Consider the following 22,585-nt stretch of genomic DNA (forward strand, 5'->3'; position numbering starts at 1 on the left):
TGTTAACAACCTGGGAGTTGTTTCCAGGTTTTATAAAGCTCATGGTCGAGGTAAATCGGATTTACCGATTCACCTTGATAGACGCGCCAGTAATAACCCTCTCGGAATTTTGGCAGATCGTCAGGTCGTCCGATATCTGACCAAAGTGATTCTGAGATGATCGTCCCTTCTGGAACCCAGGGTTCGCCTTCGTCCAGAGACGCTTGAACGATATCTTCACGCGAGTAGCAGTCTACTTCGATTCCTATCCTGGCCAGTTCGAAGTCTGGGGACAACAGTAATCGCTGCGCGAATGCGATCCCGCATTCTGTCATTTGTTTGGCTTGCTCAAAGGACTGGATTCCATGGGCGCCTAACGCCTTCGACCAAAGCGTTATCGATTTAGGGGAGTCGCGTGATGCGATCCATTGAAAGATGGACCCATCGGACGTCGTGGTGGAGAATCCATCCCAAAAAGCAAGCATGCCGGGGATCTCCGTCTCGTCACGCGTCTCCATAAACAGTTCAAAGATAATGGCCATGCGTGCAGTCTCCTCCGGTGGATCGCGGATCGTCGGGGCTACTGCTTTTCGCCCCAGCCTCTTGTCGTGTTTGGATCTTACGTATTTCGCACCGGCTCCCAGTGAATTGTCACACGCATTTTCGGAATTCACCAACTGGCTGGGTAGGATGCAGTTCGTAGCCATTTTCATCCAGCGCGTTGACGACTTCCAGCCACGATTCGCCTAAATCGAAAAGTAGGCGAGTCCAGATTTCAATCTCTTGAGATTCGATCGTCATGCTCCCGCGACCCAGCCATACCCCATAAATCTGACGGCCAATCGCCGCATTGATAGATTCGATGCCGTTGGACTTCCATCGCGTGCTGGCGTCTTCGATGGCGAACGGCAAGGAGGTATCGTGGGACAACCACAGGTCATCGAACCGTGACCACGCTACGGAGAGCAGTTTTTGATCGGAGCAGTAGATGCGAATGGGAAGATCGGGCCAGTCAGCCCATGTTCCATCGATGTACTGAATTTCAGCCGTCTCGTACCGTTGGATGGTGCAGCCGATCAGCGGCGCGCAAGCTTCACGTAGTTTGTTGGCCTTCTCTTGCATGAGTTCGTATGCCGGATTGTACATGGCGAGTCGTATCACCCCAAAAGTTGCAGCGAATCCTAAATGCCTAGAAGCATTGTCCAACAAGTGCCCCCAATACGATGAGAACAATCAACACGATCGCAATCACAAACGCTGTTCCAATCGCCATCCCTACCGGCGTTTTGAAAAACGATTGAAACCCGACCGCAAAAGATCGTTCGGTCACAAATTCAAACTTGTAGTTACCAGCGGTGACCGTTTCGCTGGAAAGCTGAACCTCCACAAGCGCATCCGACACAACCTTATCTTGGTCCTCTAAGCGGACGCTGGCGATGTCGTTGGTCGAAACTGGATCTGGCAGCCGCCAAGTCAGTCCAGCGACGGCCGATTGGTTAGGTTTGGCGCCTAGATTGATTCGCCGCCCATCGGTCGTGCCAATGACGATCTTGTAATCGGGCAGAGCCTCGGTCTGTTTAACCAGCGGAATCACATGATCCCGCGGTTCGGCCGCTTCATCTAGCGCGGTCACCGTTAACTGCGTGAGGCCAACGCTGCGAACGGCGGCTATCGCCAGACTGGCGACCAGACTCACGATCACGACGCCTAGGCAAATCCATGCGATGAATCGCCCAATCGAGTGCGCAGATGGGGCGGTTGTGATCGGTTCATCGGTCATGTCTTCGCCTATAACCCCAAAGTGCTCTTAAGTGTTAGCAATTCCCCGACGCGTAACTTCCTGGGCAAGCCGCTGCTAATCCGTGATTGTCCCATAGATGTGTTTCAACACAGGCAATTGCAAAAGTTTCGAATGAGGGAAATCCACCGCAAACCATTCCGAGTCGCTGCCGGTATCGAGATGATTGTAGGCCAGCAGAAAATGGAATCCAACCTTGGTGTCAGGAGCAATGTGCGGAATCGAAATGCCAAAACCGTGGAATAGATATTCGATAGGGTAATCATCCCCCTCGATTTTCAGCCACGGCATGCGGGACTGCAAGGTTTCGCCATCTTCGGTTCCCAGCATAAAGATTCCCTCGCCGATCGACCACGATTGCGCGTCGAGAGCTTCACCCGTATTTGGCTCTCCTTCGGTCGGGCAATTAGTAAGCGTGAAGTCAAACGAGAAATCGTATACCGGAAACTTTGCGATGAAAGCGACTCGGTAAGCGGCGACCAGATCGACCGACTTGCCGGGTGGAAGCTTCGGCGTATAGTCGATTCGCTGCACAACAAGTCGTTGCTCTAAAGCAGGCGACGAAGCGGATGACATCGCAATGTCGCCAAACGGAAACGTTCCAGTTTTGTGGTAAGTCATTTGTCACGCGAGGCATGGATAGCGACAATCCCAAACAGGATCGCGCGTTCACTTTGAACGATGCGTTAAGATCGGCTCTACCGCAGCATTGATCTCGGCGACCAATTCAGGGTCCATAAACTGGTAGTTGTCAGGAATATCCAGAACATGGATTTCCTGAAATCGCATTTCTCGGGGGTATTCCGCCAGCAGCCGTTGTTTGTGCTTTTGCTCCATAGCAAAGATGATGTCGGCCCATTGCAGATCTTCGGAAGACACGGTTTTCCGCGCGTTGCGGTTGGTCCCGCCAGATCGGGCCAGCAACAGCGGCTTGTCGGTGTAGATCCTTTCAGCCGTGGGACTGCGCCACTGATTCATTGAGCAAACAAACAGCAGCTTGAGTAAGTCTCGCTCGATCATCGTCGACTCATTTGACAGATCATTCCGTCTCTTGCGGGGATAGAAATTGTCCGCGATCAGAACCGTCAATAGTAACCGTCGAGTCGAGCAATTGAATTTCCCAGATCAGCAAGCAAAGTTTCAGACTGGGACATTCCTGATCTATACGCTTCCGCAGGTTTTGCAGATCACCACTTGTGGGCAATTCGCCAGAGATTGTCACGCAGACTAACTTCGTTTGCGTCGTGGAGATTGATAGGTCGGTCAGTGCGGAGTCCGAATCTCGGACCTGATTAAATTCGGTGCGGGCCCTTCTATCGATCGCCTGCTTGTCAATAAAGTGCTGCACGTCGGAATTAATCATCGCCGGGAAAGCCAAGATGAAGCTTGCTGGCCCAGCGATGAGAAGCAAGACGATCAGACGAACGACCATTCCTTTGCCGCCCGCCGAGAACGCTCTGACCAGCAGCAGGATCAACGCGGACGTAACCAGAGCATAGACCACGCCGGTCTGGATCCCCAAAAGGTACTTGCCACGCAAAAAAGCAATGACGATCAGCGCGACGCCAATCAGCCCAATCGCAAGAAGAGGAGTCGACCTTGGCGTTTCGTGGGTCATCCGATGTTTTGAAAAAGAGATTGCCGCAACGAGTTCGCCACGACAATCGGGAAGAACTATTTTGCTTCCCGGTCCTGCGAAATCCAATGGTTCGGAAGCAGAAGGGACTTCGCCGAATATAACCGCCAACGGCGAGCATTGCCACGAATACGTTGCAGCGTCGCAAACGGTGTGCGACGCTCGCAATCGTGGACTCAACAGGCCTGCTCTGCCCAATTTACGAAAGTGGCCGATGAGCAAGGGGCCGATCTCGAATTTGGCCGGTTCCGGCCGTTGTGACCAATGAAACCGGCAAACAGCCCCTTAAAGCGATTAAGGGATCTGATTCCTGGATTATCCCCAAAAGTGGCGTGCATGTTCAAGAATGCCCCCTAATGCTGGATCTGTGGATAGTAATTGGCCTTTACTCCGATTCGCTTTTCGTATATTATTCCTGCGTTCCCTCCCCTCCTCCCTTTGTCTTCCCGTGCCGGCGGATTCCAAGACGAGGGTATTCGGGCGTTTTGCCTCCTTCTTTTTTCATCTTTCAACCTTCGAACGAGGAGCGTGCGCAATGAAGCGACGAACTTTTCTCGCCGCAGGACTTTCGCTGGCGCTAAGTGGGCTACTGCCGCGTCGATCGCTGGCGGAATTCATTTCCAGCGAGTCTGCCTCCGGCCAGAATGGCGAAACGTTTGTCCGCGATATGCAGCGGCGCTGCTACCGGTACTTTTTGGAAGCAGTCGATCCGCAGACGCAGTTGGTCGCCGATCGCGCTGCCGCCGACGGTAGCGGCTATAGCGCCCATGCCAGTAGTGCGGCTTGCGGTTTTGGGCTCGCATCGCATGCGGTCGCGGCTCAATACAAATGGGCCCCGCGCGGCGAAATTCAGGAACGCGTGCGAACGATGCTCGGCTCGCTGCTCAATTTGGTCGCTCATGAAAAGGGGTTTCTCTATCACTTCTTTGACGCTAAGACCGGGGTTCGCGCGATGGAGTGCGAAGCGTCATCGATCGATACCGCTTTGATGCTGGCCGGCGCGATTACCGCGTCCGCCGCTTTTAGTGACGATGCCGAAATCGTTGCGATGACCGATCAGTTATATCGCCGCGTCGATTGGCGCTGGTTGTTGGGTGACAACGGCTGCATGCAGATGGGCTACAAGCCTGAGACCGGTATCCTGCCTTACCAATGGGATCACTACAGCGAACACTTTGTGCTGCTGCTATTGGCGATCGGCGCGCCGGCCAACGCGATTCCCGCTTCGTCGTGGAACGCCTGGCGACGCTCTCCGATCATGGAGCATAACGGCGCCAAGTTCCTCAGCTATCCACCGCTGTTTGTCCATCAGTACCCGATGGCGTTTTTCAAGTTCCAAGACTACCGTTCGTCGACCGGGCGCAACTATTGGGACAATGCCGTACTGGCGCATCAAGCACAAGTAGAGTTCCAGACCAAGCTGGGCGAGCGCTATCCGCAACAGTTGGGACACTACGGCGCCAACCTCTGGGGTCTGACCAGCAGCGACAGCGAAACCGGCTATCGCGATTGGGGCGGCCCTTATAAGATCGGCCACGTCGAACCAGATCGCGGTATCGACGGCACCGTCGTCCCCAGTGCCGCCGCCGGCGGACTAGCCGCCGTACCGGCCGAAGCGCTGCAGACGCTCGAGTACCAAAAGGCCAACTTTGGCGACAAGATTTACGGCCGCTATGGATTTGTCAACGCATTCAATCCGGCCACCGGCTGGGTCGACACCGACGTCATCGGCATCGACACCGGAATCTCGCTACTCATGGGTGAGAACATGCTGACCGGCAACGTCTGGAACATGTTCATGCAACACCCATCGGCAATGCGTGGGTTAGAACTCGCGGGATTCACCAAGGTCGAAGCACCAGCGGCAGAAGCTGTCGCGGGGAACTAAGGCAAGGCGCGGTGACTTTCTCCGGTTTTCAGCAAAGAGCTTCCACCAAACTAGCATCCTAGTTTACGAAACCAGAAGCAACCGGCTCCGCAAGCTTTGCAGAGCCGGTTGTGCTGGCGTGATGTTCCGGCACTTCTCATGAGGCCGGCGCCCTAATACAGCCAGATCCTTGGGGACCAGTTGTTACTTACGATTGCGAGAACGAAGTATTCGTTTCTCGGTGGATTCGTTCTCGGGGACGAAGCAATGCAACTTGGCGTCAAGGCCATCAATGTAGAGCCGACCGCACTCATAACATTGCCACATTCGTCGCGACTCTGCCGAGATAATCCGTCTTGCGAGCATGTAAGCATCTTCCACGGCTAATTCGCCCGCGGCGACTTTGTCGATGATCTCCTCATCGATCCCATCCCACACGCCGTAAATCTCTTGGTCAGGCGTAAGGTGGGCTTTGTGGGAAAGGTAATCGGTCGTGTCAGGGATTAACGCACCACATCGGCAGCCAATCTTCATGGGGTTTCCTTACAAAAATGCCAGCGAGATTCTGCCGTCAAAGTGAAGGACGGCTTGCGTTTGGGCAGTCCAACAAATCCGAAACTTTCCCTCGTCCAATTTTGAAAGTACCGTAAGTCGATTGTCACGCATCGGTTGATATTCATAGTAGTAGGAGAGTTTTGGCCAAAGTTGAGTTTCTCGATCGCAGTCACTTGCAAGCGTTACCGGTTGCTCACCAAAACTTCCACCAAGGTTTTGCCCCTGATCCATTCTCATAGACAAGCCGCATGACTTTACCGTCGTGGCCAAAATTGGAATCAGAATAAACCACACGAATGCGTTCGTTTGCGTCCTGACCAACCGTATCGCCATCATTGATGACTGGCCCATTTTCCACCACATAGCTGGCCAGACCCATCAATCGATCATACAGTTCGCGCGGCGGTTCAGTCGCGCTCTGCGATTCAAATTCCATGTGCCCCAGCGCGGTCATGCCGGTGGTGAAACCAGAGCTTGTTTGATCGCTTTCGGGACCAACGCGAAAATCGACCCAAATGTGCAGCGGCGGACCCTCTGGCATGACTTCGACGGCAAATTCGATGAAAATCTCTTTCGGGACAATCAGCGTCGCATTGCCCCAATAAACGCCGAGCGCCGTCGGAGCGCTCGCCATCAGCGCTGCGGTTGCCTGGGTGAGCAAGGTCGATAGTTCAATCGGATCGACCTCGGCCATGACCGTCACGATGGCGTGGGACTTGTGGGGCCTTAATACATCCGCTGCGTCGGACCACAGGATACTGGTCGCACACGGCCCTTCAAGCTCGGACCACGGTAGCGGGGCCGGCATGATCCCCACAATCACATTGGCCGAGCCGATGCAAAACGAGAAGGTATTGTCCGCTTCTTCCGCGTCAGTCGCCGCCGGCAGGTTGGGCCACTTCGCCGCTAATTCACGTTGCACCGCCGCACCCGAAAGCTGCGGCTCATCGCTAAACATGACCATCGAAATTGCAAGCGCCACGGGGACTCCTTTGCATCGCAGGAAGAGGGCTGAAGATGAGATCGCCAAGCCAGCGGCGCCCGGCGATTGGTCGCGCGTACCCAAAAAGATAAGCGGGCGACGGCAGCGAGTCAAAGAAATCCAACCCAGCCGCCGATGCCACAACTTTGCGTGGCGACGGCGGCAGGGCTTTCGTGCGAAATGATTGCATTCGCAGCTTCCGCAACCAGTTTGTTAATGCCCAGCGTGTGAAACGGTCACCTGCGTCTTTGCGGCCGACTTTTTTCCACTTCCTTGCGGATGGTAGAGCAGCGTGTGCCCTTTCGTTTCGACATTGCCGTGGGCATCTTCAGCATGGGCGGCGATCGCTACGGCATCACTGGGCTCGATCCGTAGATCGATTGTCCAAGACATCCCGATCGGATCGACCACGCGTGCCGGCTCTCCATTGACCAAGATCTGCTTGACCTCGTAGTTGTCAGTGGTCGTCCCCTCGACGCGGACCATGTCAACAGAGAGCGGTTGGACTGACGTAATCACCGTCGTGGGAGGCAGGTCATCCATCGGCTCCAAGTCAAAGTAATCTTCAATCCCGTACTTGTAGTCAGCCTCGTTGGAGCCGCGCGGAAAGAAGACCGTGGTGTTGACCTGCGAAAAGTTCATTCGCAGATGCTCGTGCCGGTGCATCACGCAGCGCCACAATCCATAGGCGCAGTCATGCAGATCGGCGTCTTGGATTTTCACGCAGGGAGAGCCAATGTGAAACGCCCAGTGCGAATCCCAGATCTTCGTGTTTCGCAGGATGAAGGGATGTTGATAGTCAGGCCCGACCCCTTCGACGTCGCTATCTTTCTCTCTAAAGTTCCCGCCGGCGAAACCTCCCAGGTTGATCGCAAACAGACGCTGGCAATGGACTTCGTTGCTATCAAACCGGATGAACGGCAAAGTTCGAATATCGACTTTTTTGAATGAGCCATCCGGTTGCAGAATATTCAGGTTGGGATCAAAGTCGTCACGCTCGACCACTTCTAAGCGAAACCCATCTTCATCGCATTCCGCTGCGACATTGCTGGTAAACGTGTTCAGACTGTTCGCCCACCAAAAACCAGAGCCCAGATTGTTATCGTACGGCAAGACCTGTTGAGGGAGCGGATCTCCATCCAACGCCTGCACCGCTAGATTGCGATCGAAAATGTTGTACGCCTCGGTGCCATCTTCTAAAAAATAGCCGTGGCCAACGCTTTTGTAGCCGATGCAATCTTTGACAACCAAAAACTGCGTCCCGTGAATCGTAATCCAGCGGTTGTGGCTGTCCCAAACGGACACTCCGACCAGGCTGCTGCCGCGCATCGACTGATCGACCAAGTGATAGTGAATCGGGTATTTGCCCAGGACGCCTCGTTTGCCGAGATGACGAAATTCGGCGTAGCTAATCCCGCCGGCCGAATTCGCGTGATACATCGTGTGCCCGCGAACTCCCTCGGGATCGGCCGATTCAACGACGACATTGCGTGATAGGTTGGCGACTTCGGCCCGGTATTCGCCGGCGCCCAAATGATCAAACGCCAGCGGCTTGTCAAAGCTGACAATCTGCAACTTAGAATCAAGTCCGCCCCAATGTCGCATGCGCGTGATGACTCGTTCTTCGGTCGCTGGGTTATCGGCGACCGAGTTATCATCGCCGTCGCGACGATGACGCGTGCCGATATAGCCAAACTGCCGCGTCGTGCCAGTCAGGATGATCCGGTCCCCTTCTTTCCAGCCTGGCAGCGGATAAGGCATCACAACGCGGGCTTCCCCCACCTTCGCCGTTTGGTAAGGCAGCTTCACCCAGGTTCGCTCTAGCGGAGCGCCGTGGATGTCCATCCGTCCGCCGCAGCAAACAATCGCCGGGCAAGTCTCGCGATCCATCCCCTCTAGATAATGCAGGCGTATCGTCGCCGTATGTGCCGCCGGTACGGGAGCTGCAAGCGTGCCGATTTCAAGGGCGGCGCGCGGCTGGTGGTCTGCTGCATGAGTGTGTCCCTCTTCGCCGGGAGCATGCTGACAGTCAAACCCTGCTTCGCTGTATTGCTCGTTCGCTTCAATACGAATCAGCCCTACTTCGAGTCGCGTGTTGCGATCTGTCGCAAACTTTAGCGTGCCTGCGATCTGAATGCCGCGAATGACTTGATCCGAGTCGACGTCATACAGCACTTCGTGCTTGCTGCGAATAACGACCCGGTCACCCGCTTGCGGCGGCTTCCCCTGTTCCCAAGTGGTCGCAGCCGACCAAGGCCCACTCGCAGCGGTCATCAAAACGTCACGGGATTGCTTCGCCGCTGTGTGGTGATGGTGTGCGTGTTCTTCGGCGCAGACGAAAGTAAAGTTCCCCAGAGCCAGCAAGCAGAAGAGCGCTACGACATAAAGCGGCTTTGCGATCATAAATAGTTTTCCGTATCTCGATTTCGAGAAGCGTACATAGCAGAGAATGCGGGGGCGAGAAAGCAACGGATGTCCTGATCGTAGGCGACGATCTGGAAGCGAGCGTTAAAGGGAGCTACTAATCCACCTGGTCTAAATCGGGCGTAGCAGAACGAGGGCGACGCGTTGAGATTCGCGCCCCTTCAATGGTCAGCGGCAATAATTCGGTGGTTTCTTCATCGACCGTCACCTGAAGCTTCGACTGGGTCGGAACGGCGTAACGACCTCCAAGCTTATCATGCGGCTGGGACGAATCAGGATTGTCGAACCACAGTACCGAGATATTGTAGTCGCCTGCGGGGATTCCATCGTGAGATTGATACGTGGTCACTGAAAAGCGACCGTCTGCTTCGACCGTTGCGCGAGGACGCGAGCCGCGCACGTCAAATTCTTCCCCGTCGCGCGGGTGAAAGACCAGCATCGCTCCTTCGGCCGGCTTGCCGTTAATCAGCAAGCTGCCTTGGGCGGGAATTAAATCAGGCCGAGCCTCGCCTGGTTGGCCGCAACCAGCCAGGCAGCAGCAGGTCAAACTCATCACCGTCAGGCAGGCAATACGCTTTGCAGCGTGAGTTGTGAAGCAGAGCGGCGTCCACATAAAATCGTTCCTTCAGCAAAGTCAAGAGAGATCGTCGAACAGCGTCAGCAGCAGGCTGCTAGTCTTCAGCGACGACTTCTCCTCCTCTGGCAGTGCACATGGCGATAAAGACGTTGTTATTGGTCGTGTCGCTAAAGAAGCGTACCGAACCATCTGTCATCGCAACCTCGATGCCGCCGATATGGAAACCAAACGGATTGGCCCATTTGTTCGAAGCATTGATAAACCGAGGCCCTTTGGTGGTCACCCCGTCATCTTCAAAGCCATACATCCAGCCGGCCGAGGGTCCTGCCCAATAGTCAAACCAGCCGCCAAACTCTGGCTTCGCGCTATTCATTTTGCCGTTCTCGCGATGAAGCCATTGCCAACGGCCGGCTGATTCGTGCACGATGATCGTATTGCTGGTTCCATCCGTGACGTCGCGAAACTTGCAGCCCGTCTCACTGATGCCAAAGACGCCGAGATTGGTATTCGCGCCAGCTCCCGGTGTATAAATCGAATGGGTGCCGCTATGGATTCCTCGCTGTCCTGCATAGTCGGTCGTCCAGCCTCCGCGAGTGGAAACGATGTTCCAGCCCGAAGAATCGCGCGAACGCAGCTCTGGCGTCATTTGCGTTCCGCCCGGCGTCGAAGGACATTCAAATGCAGTTAACTTGGTCTCGATCGCCGCCTGGTTGTTGACGTGAAAGAAAGCGTAATTTTGGTCATACTGATCCGCCAACGCCGCTTGTTCAAAGTAAGGCAACAAGCAATGTATCCAGCTGTTGTAGTAGTGGTCACCGCCGGGTAAAGGCGAATAGTACGTCTCTAGCGGGAAGGCGCCATGCGTACCTGCATAGTTGTGCAGCGCCAATCCGATCTGCTTCATGTTATTGCTGCACTGCATCCGTCGTGCAGCTTCACGGGCTTGTTGAACAGCGGGCAGCAATAGTGCGATCAGCACACCGATGATGGCAATCACCACTAGCAATTCCACAAGCGTGAACCCGCGGCGGGAAGTTGGTGGGCAAGACATAAAGTGGCCCCTAATTTAGACTTAAGGTGGGATAGTCCCGGCCAAGTGGTTGGCTTGCATTTGAAAAAATGCTGATAGGCAGGCCAGGGATGAACTTGAGAATCAGTCTCATTCGGCCTCAGTTTAATCAATCGAGCAAAGATCACAACCCGTGTAATCAGAAAACCGTGGTTTAAGATTTTCAGACAGGAAGACAAAGTTTGCAGCACGCGAGACATTGCCTGAGCCAAGCAGTTGGGGATCGCGGCTCGCGATTGGGCGAGATCCCAACATAGAATACGGCGGCTATGGATGCAGAGCGGCAAACGACGCGCGCCTAACCCTTCACCGTCATGATCGGCTTTAGCTCAGCCACGGGGCGTGCGATTCCGCTGGCTTCGATCGTTTCAATGACCGCTCCGATTCCTTTGTAGGCGAAAGGGGCTTCTTGTTTGAGGTCGGCTAGTTTCTTGTCGATGATGTCGCGGCGTTGCTTGATATCGGCGCGGCGAAAATCAACCGGCGTCACCACCCGAAAGTTTTGCATGAAGTCTTGAAACTCTTTGTCATATCCCTTCATCGCTGTGCCGCGTGAGATAGCGCGTCCGGCGCCGTGCGCAGCGCTCGAGTTGGTCCCGTTAAATCCGTTGCCGGCTAGGATGTAGCTGCTTGCCCCCATCGAACCGGGGACCAACACCGGTTCGCCGTAATACGCGAACGGAGTCCCCTGCATTTCGGCAAATCCACGCGCCGGACATGCCCCTTTGCGGTGAATAATGGTCTCGCGGCCGTCACGCGTACCGGGCCAAATCATATTGTGCGGTGCGTCATACAGCAGATCAAACTGAATGGGGCCAACACATTGCTCCAGACTTGCCCAAGCCATCAACGCCAAGAACATTCGATTGACGAACGCAAAATTGGCGGCGTTGTACATCGCGTCCCAAAATACTTGGGCTGCTTCGGCGTGCGATGCACCGGTTGGTAACGGAAAGATCCCGTTCTCTGGATGTCGCAGCTTGGCGGGAAAAAGCTCGCGGACTTTATCGCGATAATACGTTCCACTCGCGTGACCGATCGAAACCGATCCGGTGTGCACCATTACCGTCACCATCCCCGGCGTCAGTCCCCAAGCATGCGCCACGCCGCCGTCAATAATCCGTTCGACACGCTGAAATTCAACAAAATGGTTGCCGCCTCCGATCGATCCAATCTGGCCATCGCGATGAAGTCGATCTTGCTCTCCCAAAAAGCTTTCGAGAGAGTGGATTTTGCTCGCCTGAAGACTGCCGCGTCGGTCGATTCGGGCTAGCGTGTCATCACGATCGGTGCGATGAAAATAGCTCCACAGCCCTTCGTCGAAAGCGGGATCGACCGTATCAAAGAGGCCTGCGATCCCAGAGAGTAGCAGCGCCTCTCGATGCTGGTGCAAAGTAGGGATCCGGCGCCCTGCTTCAAAGTAGATGCTTCTGCAGGCGGTTTCCAGCGGTTCGACGTTGGCTTGCACTTGCTCGGCCGTCAGGTTTGTGCGGTGCAATCGCATGCCGCAATTGATATCGTTGCCGATCGCCTGAGGGACGACAAATCCGCTGGTCTCCAGCACCGTGCCCACCGGAATCCCGCGCGCCTTATGAAAGTCAGGCGTCAGCGCAACGTGTTCGATCTGCGGCGGCGCCGAGAAACTAGCGGGGCTCGCCAGAGCGAAATCTTCCACCGTCTGCTGCAACTGCAGCATCGACTGCAACTCCAAGACGGCGGCTTGCTCGATCGGCACTTGCTCATTGGCATACACCGAGACATCGATTCCGGCTCGATTTTCCAGCTTCAGCTGCGTCGGACTAATGCGGTGTAAGGAATTCATCGAGGGCTTCTTTGAGGATCAGCAGGCCAGACTGGCGGCAATATTTTGTCTCTAGACAAGCCGCATCGATTTTGGTTCGAATGCGGGTTGGATTGGAATTGTCGTTGGTCCTGAAATGGTGACCGAAGGGCGCGGGCATCTTGTTGCTGACGCAATCCAAGCGAGTCTTGGACAGACTGGTCGGACCACCCGCGGTGCGCGCTGTGGGGAAGCATTTTGGGAGCTAGTAGATGAGTAGGCGGGTGGATTCCCTCTGCTTATTTTTGTCCAGTCCACTCGTCTGCCATCGAATGGGGTGCGGGAGATAGAGGAATGAAGCACGGACGCAAAATTTGGCAATCGAGCTTCGGCATTCGATCAGATATTAGGTTTTAGACATTCGACATTTACTGAATAGAAGCCGCATTCCCTTGGCTCGCGCCGCGGGCTACTATTTTTTTCCGCTTTCCGCTTTATGGGACCCCAGGACCCCTATAGCGTAACTTGGTCCCGTCCTAGGGTCCCAGCTTGCAATCCGAATGTTATATGGAAGGGGGGCGAAGTGATTCGGTCGATAGCTCAGAAAAAAACTCGCTGCAGTCCAGTTCACTCTGGCCACGCAAAAAAACGTTGGAGTCCGGTCCGGTCGAGCGGCTCGGAAAACGTCCGCAGTTAACTGACTGTCGTCCGCTCTTGGAGAGCCAGCGCGATCTCTTCGCTGACTTCCGTTTCGGTTTCGATAGACTCGCGTTGCTGCAGGGCATGTAGCGAAGCGTCGCATTGGTATTTGCCCAGCGCCCAGGCAGCGGCGCCGCGGATGAGTGACTCTGGGTCGTTTAAACCTTGGATCAGTGCGGGGACAGCTTCGGCGGTGGGGCGATTGCCCAGCGCGATGGCTGCGTTGCGCAATAGGCCGCGGCGGCGGGGGCGCCAGATCGGCGATTTGCGGAACCGCGTGCGGAAGGTTTCGTCGTCGAGGTCGAACAGCGGGATTAGTTCTAGCGGGTTCGATCCCTTTTGCGGAATGAAGGTCGGCTCGGCGCTGTGCGGCGCTTTGCTGTTCCAGGGACAAACGTCTTGGCACAGGTCGCAGCCGAAAACCCACTCGCCGATGTCGGAGCGCAGGTCGCGAGGGATCGGGCCGCGGAGTTCGATGGTCAGATAACTGATGCAGCGGGTTGCGTCTAAGACGTGTGGTTGAGGGAATGCGTCAGTTGGGCAAACGTCGAGACACGCGGTGCAAGTGCCGCAGTGGCTGGCGTCGTGCGGATCGTCGTAGTCAAGTTCGATCGAGGTCAGCAGCGCGGCGAGAAAGAAGAGACTGCCGGCATGTTTGTTGAGCAGCAGCGTGTTTTTGCCGATCCAGCCGAGGCCAGCGAGTTGGGCGAAGTCGCGCTCGAGCAGCGGCGCGGTGTCGACCACGCCGCGGATGTCGGCATCGGCGGAGAGTTGTTGAAACGCGCCCTTCAGTTGTTTCAGTTTGCCGTGGATCAGATCGTGATAGTCGATTTCGCCCCACGCGTACCGCGAGACGCGCCCTTGCCCTGCTGCGGTTGACTGAGCGTCGGCGGTGCGATACGGCAAGGTCAGCATGACGATGCTGCGAGCGCCGGCCAAGACTTGGCCGGGGTCGGCGTAGGCGTCAACTCGATCGGCCAGATATTGCATTTCGCCGGCGTATCCTGCGGCGAGCCAATCGCGGAATGCATCGATGCCGGTCGGTGAAACGGCGGGGCACACGCCGACATGCAGGAAGCCAAGTCGACGCGCAGCATCCTTTAACGAATGCGTAAGCGTCGATGGTTGTGGAAAACTCTTCAAGCTTTTGGGTTGACTGCTAGCTGGTTGTAATTAGCGTGGAGCTAGTGGAGGTAGAACGTCCACGATAGTGCTTATCGCCCCCCCTCGACAAGCGAGTCTCCCATGTTGCGTTCACTTTTGTTCAGCTTGGTCGCTGTTGTCGGCCTGTCGGTCGCCGCGAAGGATGCGGATGCCTACTTCCCCGGCACGTTTGGACCGAGCATCGGTTACGGCGGCGGCCCAGGCGTCGGTTTCCGTGGTTTTGGAATCACCAATTTTGGCGGTCCTGGCTTTGGTTGGGGCGGTTATGGATCTGGCTATGGTTGGGGCAATGTGCCGACGCCTCCCTACTTTGCGCTGCATCCGCCGGTCTATTATTCGCATTCGGTCGCGCGGCCGTATGGGATCAGCCCATTTGCGATTACCTCCTTTAGTCCTTCGCAGCGCGTGGTTTACACAACGCCGCCGCCGGAGCCGCAGGTGGTGATCAACCCGTACGTTACGACCGCAGCGCCGGTCGCCGAAGAAGTAGCGGCCCCCATCGAAGATCCGGCTGCTGAGACCGACGCGTCGACCAGCAACGCAGACGGCGGCGAGACCGATGCCGAAGCGGTAGAGGAACAGGCCGAAGAGGCGCCAGTCGAAACGAACGAAGCGGCCGCTAGCTATTGGCCGACCCCGCAGGTGGTGATCAACCCGTTTGTGAATAGCAACGAGGTCGTGCCGGTCAGCTTTACAAAAATTGTGACTCCTTAACCAGATTTTTGATAATCCCTCTTGGTCGGCGCCAGCGTTCTAGCTATTCTTCGCGTGCTTGCATCGACCGAAACTAATCGGTTCGTCATCCCTTCCGCTGGAAACCGACGAACGCTCGCTTACGACTCGTTGATGGAACGAGACGAATAAAGGGGAAAGGAATTCCCAGTGAATCGAATCATTTTGGGGCTGGCTATTACCGCGTTAGGACTGACGCTGGGTTGCCAAGGCAATAACGCTCAGTTGAATCCGTTTTCGGCCTATGGTCCGCAGCGCGTGCCGCCGCCGGCGACTGGCAGCTTTTCGCAGCCGGGGACTACAGCGCCATATTATCAGCCAACCGGGCAACCAAGCGCGACGCTGGGTGCTCCGGCCGCAGGCACCTATGCGCCTCCGGGCGGGACTTTGGCGCCGCCGCCGGGTGCGTCTCCTTATGGTGCTCCGCCGGCCCAATATCCGGCAACTGGGGCTCCGCCGGCGACGTGGACTCCGCCGTCCGCCAGCAATATGCCGGCATCCAGCATCATCGATGGCGGGGGCTCCCAAGTTCAATTGGCCTCGGCCCAAGAGCCGATCCCGTCAGTTACTACGGCGGTTCCGGCAACCGGCGCAGCATCGCCGCTCACGCAGGGAATGCAGCCCAACGTGCCGTCTGGCGGTTTAAACTGGACGGCTGTCGGCCAATAGCCCCTGGTTGGCAAGCTTGTGCGGCAAGCGCCGCTTGACGGAAAGCGGCGTGGCGCCGACGATAGAGCGTTATGAATGAAACTGTTGACACAACACTGCCGCCGGTCTCCGTCAAACCGCTAAAAATCGGCGATTTGGTGCTTGATCCTCCCATCTTGCAAGCGCCGATGGCGGGGTACACCAACTATGCGTTTCGGCAGATCGTCCGCGATTATGGGGGCGTCGGGCTGCAAGCGACCGAAATGGTCAGTGCACGCAGCTTTGTGTGGCTCGATCAACAGGCCGAGTTCCCTGATCGCCTGTGGGGGATCGAAGATGAACCGCGGCCGTTGGCTGTTCAGATGTGGGATAACGATCCTGATACGATGGCCCGCGTAGGCCAGCGGTTGGTCGAAGAGTTTCAAGTCAGCGTGGTCGACATCAACTTTGGCTGCCCCGTCAAGCAGGTGACGCAGTCGGCCCATAGCGGATCATACTTACTGCGCTGGCCTGACAAGATGTTCTCGATCATCCGCCGGGTGGTCGAAGCCTGTGCGCCGACTCCGGTGACGGCCAAGATTCGGCTGGGTTGCAGTCGTGAATGCATCAATGCGATCGAGATTGCTCAGGTGGTCGAAGAAGCAGGCGCCGCCGCACTGACCGTGCATGGCCGAACCGCCGCCGACTTCTTCAAAGGGAACGCCGACTGGGAGAAGATCTCGGAGATCAAGCCGTACCTGAAAAAGATCCCGCTGATCGGCAACGGCGACTTGGATTCGGCCGCCAAAGTGGTCGAAGCTTTTCGGAGTTACCAGGTCGACGGAGTGATGATCGCACGGGCCTGTTTGGGTCGACCTTGGTTGTTTGCGCAAGCGGCCGCCGCACTGCGGGGAGAGCCGGTTCCGGCCGATCCGACCTTGGCCGAACAACGGGCCTGTTTGCTGCGTCACTATGATCTGGTAGTGCAGCGATTTGGGATCGAAAAGGGAACGATGCTGATGCGAAAGTTCGCATGTTGCTACGCCCAAGGGATGTACGGCGCTCGCGCGTTTCGCACGCGAGCTGCCAAGGTATCGTCACCGGCCGAGTTCTATGAGATTGTTGAGAATCTCTTTCCGCGAGATCCAGAAGAAGATGCTGCCGCTTCGCCGACCGCCGAGCTGGCGAGCCCTTCGTAAAGGGCTTACTCGGCTTCGACCAGTTCGGCTTCATTGGCTTCGACCGGCGCCAAGATCGTGCAAAACGCATGAAATCCGGGAAAGAAGTTAGGCGCCGAGACCGGCTCGTGAATAACAGATTTCTCAATCCCTTGCTGCCAAACGTGGAAGGTTCCTTCCTGGATGTCAAAGTTTTGGATTTGGTTCCAGGGGAGCTGAACCGGCGTTTTTTTGCCACCGAAGAACGAAGTGGGGACGAACTCTAGATAATCGTTATAGAACGTGATGTTTGGCGTCCACGCAACCGGGCGACTCTCGGCAATTTCGCGAAGAATCGCCGAGCCGATGAATTGCGAGACATGAGCGCGGAGTACTTCGAGATCATCGTCGGCACCTTGGATGTTGGCGCTGTAATTGATTTTGGCGACTCCTGAGCCTGGACGCGGCTCAAAGGTCATTTGCGTTTGGGTGCCGGTGTAGACGCCGTTGTAGTACATCCGAGTCGCTCCATAGGTGAACGACGCGACATCTTCATACCGCAGCCTTTGCTCGCCGGTCAGGCCTGACTGATAGACGCCTTGTTCGTGACAGCGGAACGCAGTTCGCTCGCAGTAGAAGTAGATCAGGATGCTTAGCCCGATCACGACCAAAGGGGCGACGATCGCCAACAGCGGATGAACTACAAACAGCAGCAGTGACAGCAGAGTAAGCAGGATTGTCAGCACCCAGCCGATCGCTTTGAATCGCGTCGCGCGCTCAAACAAGATCCGGCCCAATCCGCCGCTGGGAACGGCGCTGGCATCACGCTCAGGGATCATCTTGCCCAACAGGCGAATCAACAAGTACGAGTTGCGGCCTTTGATCGGAAAGCGAATCGACGCATGTTCGTCATCGGTCCGCCAGATGCAGACTTCATCCCCAAATACATCGACCGCAAGCAACTGTTCAAACGGGATCAGACTCTCTTGAGAAGTGCCGGTCGCCAGCGTCGTTTTGCTAATCGCCCACCCTTCGCCAGCGGCATGTTGGCCGCGGTCGAGCGCCTCGGTCGCACGATGCTCCAGCTGGTCGAGCAGACGATTATGCAGATCGGCAACCAGGTCAGGCTGATCCTCTTTGATGCGATAGTTCATCACGATTGGTTTGTCGCGATCGGAAACCCAATAGCGAACATCGCGCTGAAGGCCGGCGGCATTGCCGTTACGGAAGATTTTTTTGTCCCACAGCGACATCGCTAACACGTCGCCATCGGCGAACGTATGATCTAGGCTTCGCTCATGAATCACAAAGCCTGATCCCAGGTCCGTGCACCAGAGCTGCGCGCGGCGTTTGACGAAGCCGATCGCTTCGACGATGCCGGTCACCACGATGCCGCCGCCAAAGAGAATGTCATTCCACGGCTCCACGTTTTGCACGCTCAGTACAATCCCGATAGCAATCAGGATGGGACCCACGGCGCGCAGCAGATGGAAGATCCAGGTGATTTGGCCGCGTACAAGCACGCGTTGCGATTGGGAATCTGGCATATCGCGTCTTTCATGCTAGAGAAGAAGAGAGACAGCACGGAGAAGAAAACATCGCTGCGGTTCTTATATCGCAGAGTGCGCGTGATTGCAAACCAATGAGCAACGTTCGGATGGTCGGCGCTGGGGGCTCTGCCAAGAAGATCGCAAAAAAAAGACCGGTCCATTTAGATCTGGACCGGTCTGAGATTCAATCGGTTAGGAGCTGTCTATCGTGTTGTAGCGCCTCGTCCGGCGACTTTCGCTTCTGGCGCGGCGCCGAGGAAGGTCATCAGGTCGGCGATCTCCTCTGCGGTCAGCGGATCGAGCAAGCCGTCAGGCATCACGCTGGTAGGGCTGGCGGCGATTTCGTCAATTTCATTGGCGAAGATCGTCCGTTTCCGGCCATCTTGCCCGGTCAAGATGATATCGTCGTCCGTTGTGCGAGTGACAAGGCCAACATGAATCTGGCCATCCATCGTCAACACTTTGCGGGCGGCGTACTGATCCGAGATCACATGCGACGGGAATAAAACCGACTCTAGGATTTGCCGCTTTTGGAAGCGACGCGCCACTTCGGTCAAGTCCGGACCAACCGCTTCGCCGAACGAGCCAACACGGTGGCACGCGACGCACTGGGCCTTTTTGAAGACCGCTTTGCCGTTGGCAAGGTCACCGCCGACAAACTTGTCGCCGGTCATGTAATCCAGCAGCTCTTCCAGGTTCCAGTTGCCTTTGGCGATGTCGATCGGTTTGGCGGCCGGCATCTCAGGATGCGTTTGAGCAAACCAATCCTGCCAGGCGACCACACGATCGGCCATCGGCGCCGAGTTGCTCGCCGGAAATTCGCCGGTCCATTTTTCGAGCAGGCGAATCGCGTTGATTCCCCCTTCATCCTGCAGTTGATCGGCCAGAATGATTAGCTGACGGATATGCTCTGGATTGGTTGATGTCGCCGGGGCATTGCGCAGTTTGGCCAAGACGGCGCTGGCGAACTCCCCTTTCAAGATCGAAAGACTATCCAGCAGCAACTCAAAGTTCTCGCCGGTCGGTTGTTGGGCCAAGCCCATGGCGATCGACGTACGGCGTTCTGGATAGTCGCGATAGACTTCTCGTAGGTAGCTCATCATCGCTTCGTCGCCGCTCTCGGCCAGAATCGCGACGATTCCCATTTGCAGACGCTCGATCACGGCGCCTTCACGACCTTGCAGCTTTTGGTCAACATCACGGAGCGTCTTGACGATGTGAGCAGGACGTTCTTCCGGCAATTCAAACAATGCGGCGAGCGTCGCATTCGGCCAGACGTCCCCCACGGTTAGCAGCAACAGCTTTTCAGTATCGTCCAAGTGGCCGACAAACTGCTTGGTCGACATTTCGACATAGCCTCGCAGCCCTTCCCCCCCTTCGATTTCTAGCCCTTTTTCGAGGTGGCCGATCAGCTTGAGTTTTTGCTCACGCGTCCAGCCGGTCGGGATAAAGGTCATTTGCATCGCCAGGAACAAGCGTTCGTTGTTGGGGATGGCGCTGTCGAGATGCGCGATATAGCGATCGGTGATTGAGCCTTCCTGTAAAAAGGCGAGCGTCTGAATCAATTCGCGATTCATGATGTGATCGCCTGCCGGAAACTCACGAGCAATTTGTTCGCCAATCCGTCCCAGGTCTTCTTTTTTCAGCTCACCACGCAAGATGGCGACTTGGATGATGCGCATCGCATCTTTGAAGTCTTGGTCATTCAGATAGCTGTCCAGCAGCTCACTGGCTCGCTGGCAAACGGCCGTCGCACGTTCATGACTGGGCGCGGCCGTCATCGCCGCCAGCGCGCCCATGTTAAACAGGTGAGCGTCATCGGTGGTTAAAATTTCGTCGAACCAAAGGTCAATCGGTTGACGCTCTAGCAGACGACGAGCCGCCCATGCTTCGCGTCGATCATTGGAGGTCAGGACCGGCTTCATCACGCTCAGTGGAACGCGGGCATCTTTATAAGCCAGCGCCTCGCAGGCGGCGCGACGAACCTTGGGGCTGTCGTCCGCGACGAGTTCGGTGATGCGATCTAGGGCTTCCGTTTCGGTTCGCAGACCGAGCAGTTTTAGCGACTTCAAACGAACGTCGGCATCTGGATCGGCCGAGAGTTTCAGCAAAAATTCAATGCTGGGGGTCGGGCCGTAGAGCTGCATCAGTTCCAAAGCGCGAACGCGGAACTGCGAAGGGTTCTTGTCGGCGATGGCGACTCCTTGAACTTGAGCGTCCCAGGTACTGCCCATTTCTTGCTGGATTTCGGCGATGCGTTGACGTCCCCAGGCGCTATGCGGTTGAGGTTGGCGAACTGCAGCGGCGATGCCTGTTTCGTCTTTCAACTGGCCCGTCGGTTCTTCGCCTTTCCAGATAATGCGATACAGCCCGCCGTCGGTTCCGCGACCGCCGGTGCAGACATACACCCAACCATCGGGGCCGATGTCAATGTCGGTCGCGTTGAACTGCTTCCCTTCAAGGAATACTTCTTGCTGGGCGCGATAACCAGCGCGGTCAGGAATGAACTGCAGCGTCGTAATGCGACCGTTGGACCAGTCGCACGCAAACAGCCGATCCTGATACCGGATCGGGAATTTCTGATGATCGTAAAAGACCATGCCGGTGGGGGAAGCCGCTTTGGTTTCGAGCGTGGCCGGCAAACTGTCTAGGTAGAACGAAGGCCACTTCGCCCAGCCGCTACGCCAGCCGAATTCAGCGCCGGGAACAACTTGCAGGACGCGCGGAGGCAAATGCCAGACAAGGCCTTCGTCCCACTCCATGTCCGAGTCGTACGTGAACAGATTGCCTTCGCGATTGAACGAAATGTCAAACGCATTCCGCAGGCCGCCAGCGACGATCTCGACAAAGCTGCCGTCGATATCGGTTCGCAAAATCATGCCGCCGGGCGCTTTAACGCCGACTGCGTGACCGCCTGGATCTTCAAAGCGTTTGACCAAATCCCCTTCGTAGTAGTTGCGATGAGGGCTGGTTTCTGAGATTTTGCCGGCCAGTTGGGTATGGTTGCCGACGGTCAGATAGATCAGGCCATCGGGGCCCAGCGCCATTTGATGGGCGCCATGTTCGCCAAGTGGTCCCGTGAACCGAATCAAAGTTTCGCTGATTGAGAGCGTTCCATCTTTGTCTTCGTCTTTCAGGTGATACATCGCAGTCCCCTGCGGACCTTCACCAACCACATAGACGTCGCCGTTGAGCGGCAGGATCCCCTGGACGTTTTTGACTTCGTCGCAATAGACGCGCGAGCTGTCGACGACGCCATCGCCGTTTTCGTCCGAGAAGAGCATCAGCGGCCCCCCTTCTTGCGAAGCGATGACGTTGCCAAACTCGTTAAAAGACATCGCAATCAGCGAGCCGGTTTTGTCTGCCGGGATGACTTCCTGGATCGCAAAGCCTGGCATGATTTGAAAGCGGGGTTCTTCTTTCGGCTGTGCCTCGGTGGAAACATTGGCCGCCGGCGTGCTGGGCGAAGTCGAAGCAACTCCATCCGCTACCCAAGGAGCGGTCGTCCCTTGCGGTCCGAAAACCTGAGCCGTGGCCCACTGCGAGTCATTCAGTTGCAGCGATTGCCACTGCGGCATGGGGCGGATGCTGGTCAGCCACGTTCCGTCTGTAATTACATCCTGCACGCGGCCGCTGGAGTCGGTGAACTCAACGCGAGCCGCTAAGCCGGCCGAAGCCCCGGTGGTGTTGGTGACTTGGACGCCGATTACGTTGCGCCCGGCAGTCAGGTGACGCGTGACGTCAAGCGTGCGGAGTTGATTCCAGGTAGAACCGGTGGCGACGCGGGTCCCGTTAATCCAGACCTCATAGGCGTCATCGGCGGCGACTTGCAAAATCGCGCGCTGGGATCCGCGCACATTGATCGTTTTCCGGAAGAAGCAACTTGAGCGGGGTACGGCATCTTTGGAATGCTGTGGAGCCCAGATCCAGTTGGCAGTCTCGGCATTTACGGCGCTAGCTGCGAAGAGCAGGAGACCGCAAGTCACAAG

General features: G+C 56.3%; 19 protein-coding genes. 4 read left to right on the top strand and 15 right to left on the bottom strand.

The window, feature by feature from the left end; translation table 11 throughout:
- Positions 1-2 precede the first annotated feature (2 nt).
- From SH421x_RS11780 to SH421x_RS11805, 6 genes are all read right to left on the bottom strand, one after another.
- The gene (locus SH421x_RS11780) at positions 3-521 is read right to left on the bottom strand and encodes a hypothetical protein (protein WP_488855813.1); all 519 of its coding nucleotides are present in this window, start codon (positions 519-521) and stop codon (positions 3-5) included.
- Positions 522-630: 109 nt separating this feature from the next.
- Positions 631-1,185 carry a hypothetical protein gene (locus SH421x_RS11785; protein ID WP_488855814.1) on the bottom strand — a complete coding sequence of 185 codons (555 nt, stop codon included), beginning with the start codon at positions 1,183-1,185 and terminating at the stop codon, positions 631-633.
- Entirely contained in the window at positions 1,169-1,759 is a 591-nt protein-coding gene (locus tag SH421x_RS11790; protein ID WP_488855816.1) for a hypothetical protein, read from the bottom strand. Before SH421x_RS11790 ends, SH421x_RS11785 begins: the two co-directional genes overlap by 17 nt.
- Positions 1,760-1,834: 75 nt before the next feature.
- Entirely contained in the window at positions 1,835-2,398 is a 564-nt protein-coding gene (locus tag SH421x_RS11795; RefSeq protein ID WP_488855818.1) for a hypothetical protein, read from the bottom strand.
- 48 nt (positions 2,399-2,446) lie between these two features.
- The gene (locus SH421x_RS11800) at positions 2,447-2,797 is read right to left on the bottom strand and encodes a low molecular weight protein tyrosine phosphatase family protein (RefSeq protein ID WP_488855820.1); all 351 of its coding nucleotides are present in this window, start codon (positions 2,795-2,797) and stop codon (positions 2,447-2,449) included.
- A gap of 19 nt (positions 2,798-2,816) precedes the next feature.
- Entirely contained in the window at positions 2,817-3,395 is a 579-nt protein-coding gene (locus tag SH421x_RS11805) for a hypothetical protein (RefSeq protein WP_488855821.1), read from the bottom strand.
- A gap of 553 nt (positions 3,396-3,948) precedes the next feature.
- On the opposite strand from SH421x_RS11805, the gene SH421x_RS11810 reads away from it, so the two are divergent.
- The gene (locus tag SH421x_RS11810; RefSeq protein WP_488855822.1) at positions 3,949-5,301 is read left to right on the top strand and encodes a glucoamylase family protein; all 1,353 of its coding nucleotides are present in this window, start codon (positions 3,949-3,951) and stop codon (positions 5,299-5,301) included.
- Between the two features lie 183 nt (positions 5,302-5,484).
- On the opposite strand, the gene SH421x_RS11815 is transcribed toward SH421x_RS11810, so the two are convergent.
- The 7 genes from SH421x_RS11815 to queG all read right to left on the bottom strand — a co-directional run bounded on the left by SH421x_RS11815 (position 5,485) and on the right by queG (position 14,509).
- Positions 5,485-5,814 (bottom strand): hypothetical protein, encoded by a 330-nt coding sequence (locus tag SH421x_RS11815; RefSeq protein WP_488855823.1) that lies wholly within the window; start codon positions 5,812-5,814, stop codon positions 5,485-5,487.
- 214 nt (positions 5,815-6,028) lie between these two features.
- Complete coding sequence (locus SH421x_RS11820) at positions 6,029-6,817, bottom strand: DUF4261 domain-containing protein (protein WP_488855824.1); 789 nt, start codon at positions 6,815-6,817, stop codon at positions 6,029-6,031.
- Between the two features lie 213 nt (positions 6,818-7,030).
- Positions 7,031-9,220, bottom strand: a complete 2,190-nt coding sequence (locus SH421x_RS11825; RefSeq protein WP_488855825.1) for a G8 domain-containing protein — start codon at positions 9,218-9,220, stop codon at positions 7,031-7,033.
- A 118-nt stretch (positions 9,221-9,338) separates the two neighbouring features.
- Positions 9,339-9,854 carry a hypothetical protein gene (locus tag SH421x_RS11830; RefSeq protein WP_488855826.1) on the bottom strand — a complete coding sequence of 172 codons (516 nt, stop codon included), beginning with the start codon at positions 9,852-9,854 and terminating at the stop codon, positions 9,339-9,341.
- 58 nt (positions 9,855-9,912) lie between these two features.
- Complete coding sequence (locus tag SH421x_RS11835) at positions 9,913-10,869, bottom strand: DUF1559 family PulG-like putative transporter (protein ID WP_488855827.1); 957 nt, start codon at positions 10,867-10,869, stop codon at positions 9,913-9,915.
- 316 nt (positions 10,870-11,185) lie between these two features.
- The gene (locus SH421x_RS11840) at positions 11,186-12,709 is read right to left on the bottom strand and encodes an RtcB family protein (protein WP_488855829.1); all 1,524 of its coding nucleotides are present in this window, start codon (positions 12,707-12,709) and stop codon (positions 11,186-11,188) included.
- Between the two features lie 651 nt (positions 12,710-13,360).
- Positions 13,361-14,509, bottom strand: a complete 1,149-nt coding sequence (gene queG / locus SH421x_RS11845) for a tRNA epoxyqueuosine(34) reductase QueG (protein WP_488855830.1) — start codon at positions 14,507-14,509, stop codon at positions 13,361-13,363.
- 102 nt (positions 14,510-14,611) lie between these two features.
- On the opposite strand from queG, the gene SH421x_RS11850 reads away from it, so the two are divergent.
- The 3 genes from SH421x_RS11850 (at position 14,612) to dusB (ending at position 17,088) form a co-directional block, all read left to right on the top strand.
- Positions 14,612-15,244, top strand: a complete 633-nt coding sequence (locus SH421x_RS11850) for a hypothetical protein (RefSeq protein ID WP_488855832.1) — start codon at positions 14,612-14,614, stop codon at positions 15,242-15,244.
- A 168-nt stretch (positions 15,245-15,412) separates the two neighbouring features.
- Positions 15,413-15,931 carry a hypothetical protein gene (locus tag SH421x_RS11855; protein WP_488855834.1) on the top strand — a complete coding sequence of 173 codons (519 nt, stop codon included), beginning with the start codon at positions 15,413-15,415 and terminating at the stop codon, positions 15,929-15,931.
- Between the two features lie 71 nt (positions 15,932-16,002).
- Entirely contained in the window at positions 16,003-17,088 is a 1,086-nt protein-coding gene (gene dusB, locus SH421x_RS11860) for a tRNA dihydrouridine synthase DusB (RefSeq protein WP_488855836.1), read from the top strand.
- 5 nt (positions 17,089-17,093) lie between these two features.
- On the opposite strand, the gene SH421x_RS11865 is transcribed toward dusB, so the two are convergent.
- Both SH421x_RS11865 and SH421x_RS11870 read right to left on the bottom strand, forming a co-directional pair.
- Positions 17,094-18,593 carry a hypothetical protein gene (locus SH421x_RS11865; protein WP_488855837.1) on the bottom strand — a complete coding sequence of 500 codons (1,500 nt, stop codon included), beginning with the start codon at positions 18,591-18,593 and terminating at the stop codon, positions 17,094-17,096.
- 206 nt (positions 18,594-18,799) lie between these two features.
- Positions 18,800-22,453, bottom strand: a complete 3,654-nt coding sequence (locus SH421x_RS11870; RefSeq protein ID WP_488855838.1) for a DUF7133 domain-containing protein — start codon at positions 22,451-22,453, stop codon at positions 18,800-18,802.
- Between the last annotated feature and the right edge of the window lie 132 nt (positions 22,454-22,585).

It is taken from the genome of Blastopirellula sp. SH421 (assembly GCF_057808535.1).

Excerpts from the sequence above, each read along its gene's own strand:
- SH421x_RS11780 (WP_488855813.1), bottom strand. The coding sequence starts at position 521 with ATGGCCATTATCTTTGAACTGTTTATGGAGACGCGTGACGAGACGGAG.
- SH421x_RS11790 (WP_488855816.1), bottom strand. The coding sequence starts at position 1,759 with ATGACCGATGAACCGATCACAACCGCCCCATCTGCGCACTCGATTGGG.
- SH421x_RS11795 (WP_488855818.1), bottom strand. The coding sequence starts at position 2,398 with ATGACTTACCACAAAACTGGAACGTTTCCGTTTGGCGACATTGCGATG.
- SH421x_RS11800 (WP_488855820.1), bottom strand. The coding sequence starts at position 2,797 with ATGATCGAGCGAGACTTACTCAAGCTGCTGTTTGTTTGCTCAATGAAT.
- SH421x_RS11805 (WP_488855821.1), bottom strand. The coding sequence starts at position 3,395 with ATGACCCACGAAACGCCAAGGTCGACTCCTCTTCTTGCGATTGGGCTG.
- SH421x_RS11810 (WP_488855822.1), top strand. The coding sequence starts at position 3,949 with ATGAAGCGACGAACTTTTCTCGCCGCAGGACTTTCGCTGGCGCTAAGT.
- SH421x_RS11815 (WP_488855823.1), bottom strand. The coding sequence starts at position 5,814 with ATGAAGATTGGCTGCCGATGTGGTGCGTTAATCCCTGACACGACCGAT.
- SH421x_RS11825 (WP_488855825.1), bottom strand. The coding sequence starts at position 9,220 with ATGATCGCAAAGCCGCTTTATGTCGTAGCGCTCTTCTGCTTGCTGGCT.
- SH421x_RS11830 (WP_488855826.1), bottom strand. The coding sequence starts at position 9,854 with ATGTGGACGCCGCTCTGCTTCACAACTCACGCTGCAAAGCGTATTGCC.
- SH421x_RS11835 (WP_488855827.1), bottom strand. The coding sequence starts at position 10,869 with ATGTCTTGCCCACCAACTTCCCGCCGCGGGTTCACGCTTGTGGAATTG.
- SH421x_RS11840 (WP_488855829.1), bottom strand. The coding sequence starts at position 12,709 with ATGAATTCCTTACACCGCATTAGTCCGACGCAGCTGAAGCTGGAAAAT.
- SH421x_RS11850 (WP_488855832.1), top strand. The coding sequence starts at position 14,612 with ATGTTGCGTTCACTTTTGTTCAGCTTGGTCGCTGTTGTCGGCCTGTCG.
- dusB (WP_488855836.1), top strand. The coding sequence starts at position 16,003 with ATGAATGAAACTGTTGACACAACACTGCCGCCGGTCTCCGTCAAACCG.
- SH421x_RS11865 (WP_488855837.1), bottom strand. The coding sequence starts at position 18,593 with ATGCCAGATTCCCAATCGCAACGCGTGCTTGTACGCGGCCAAATCACC.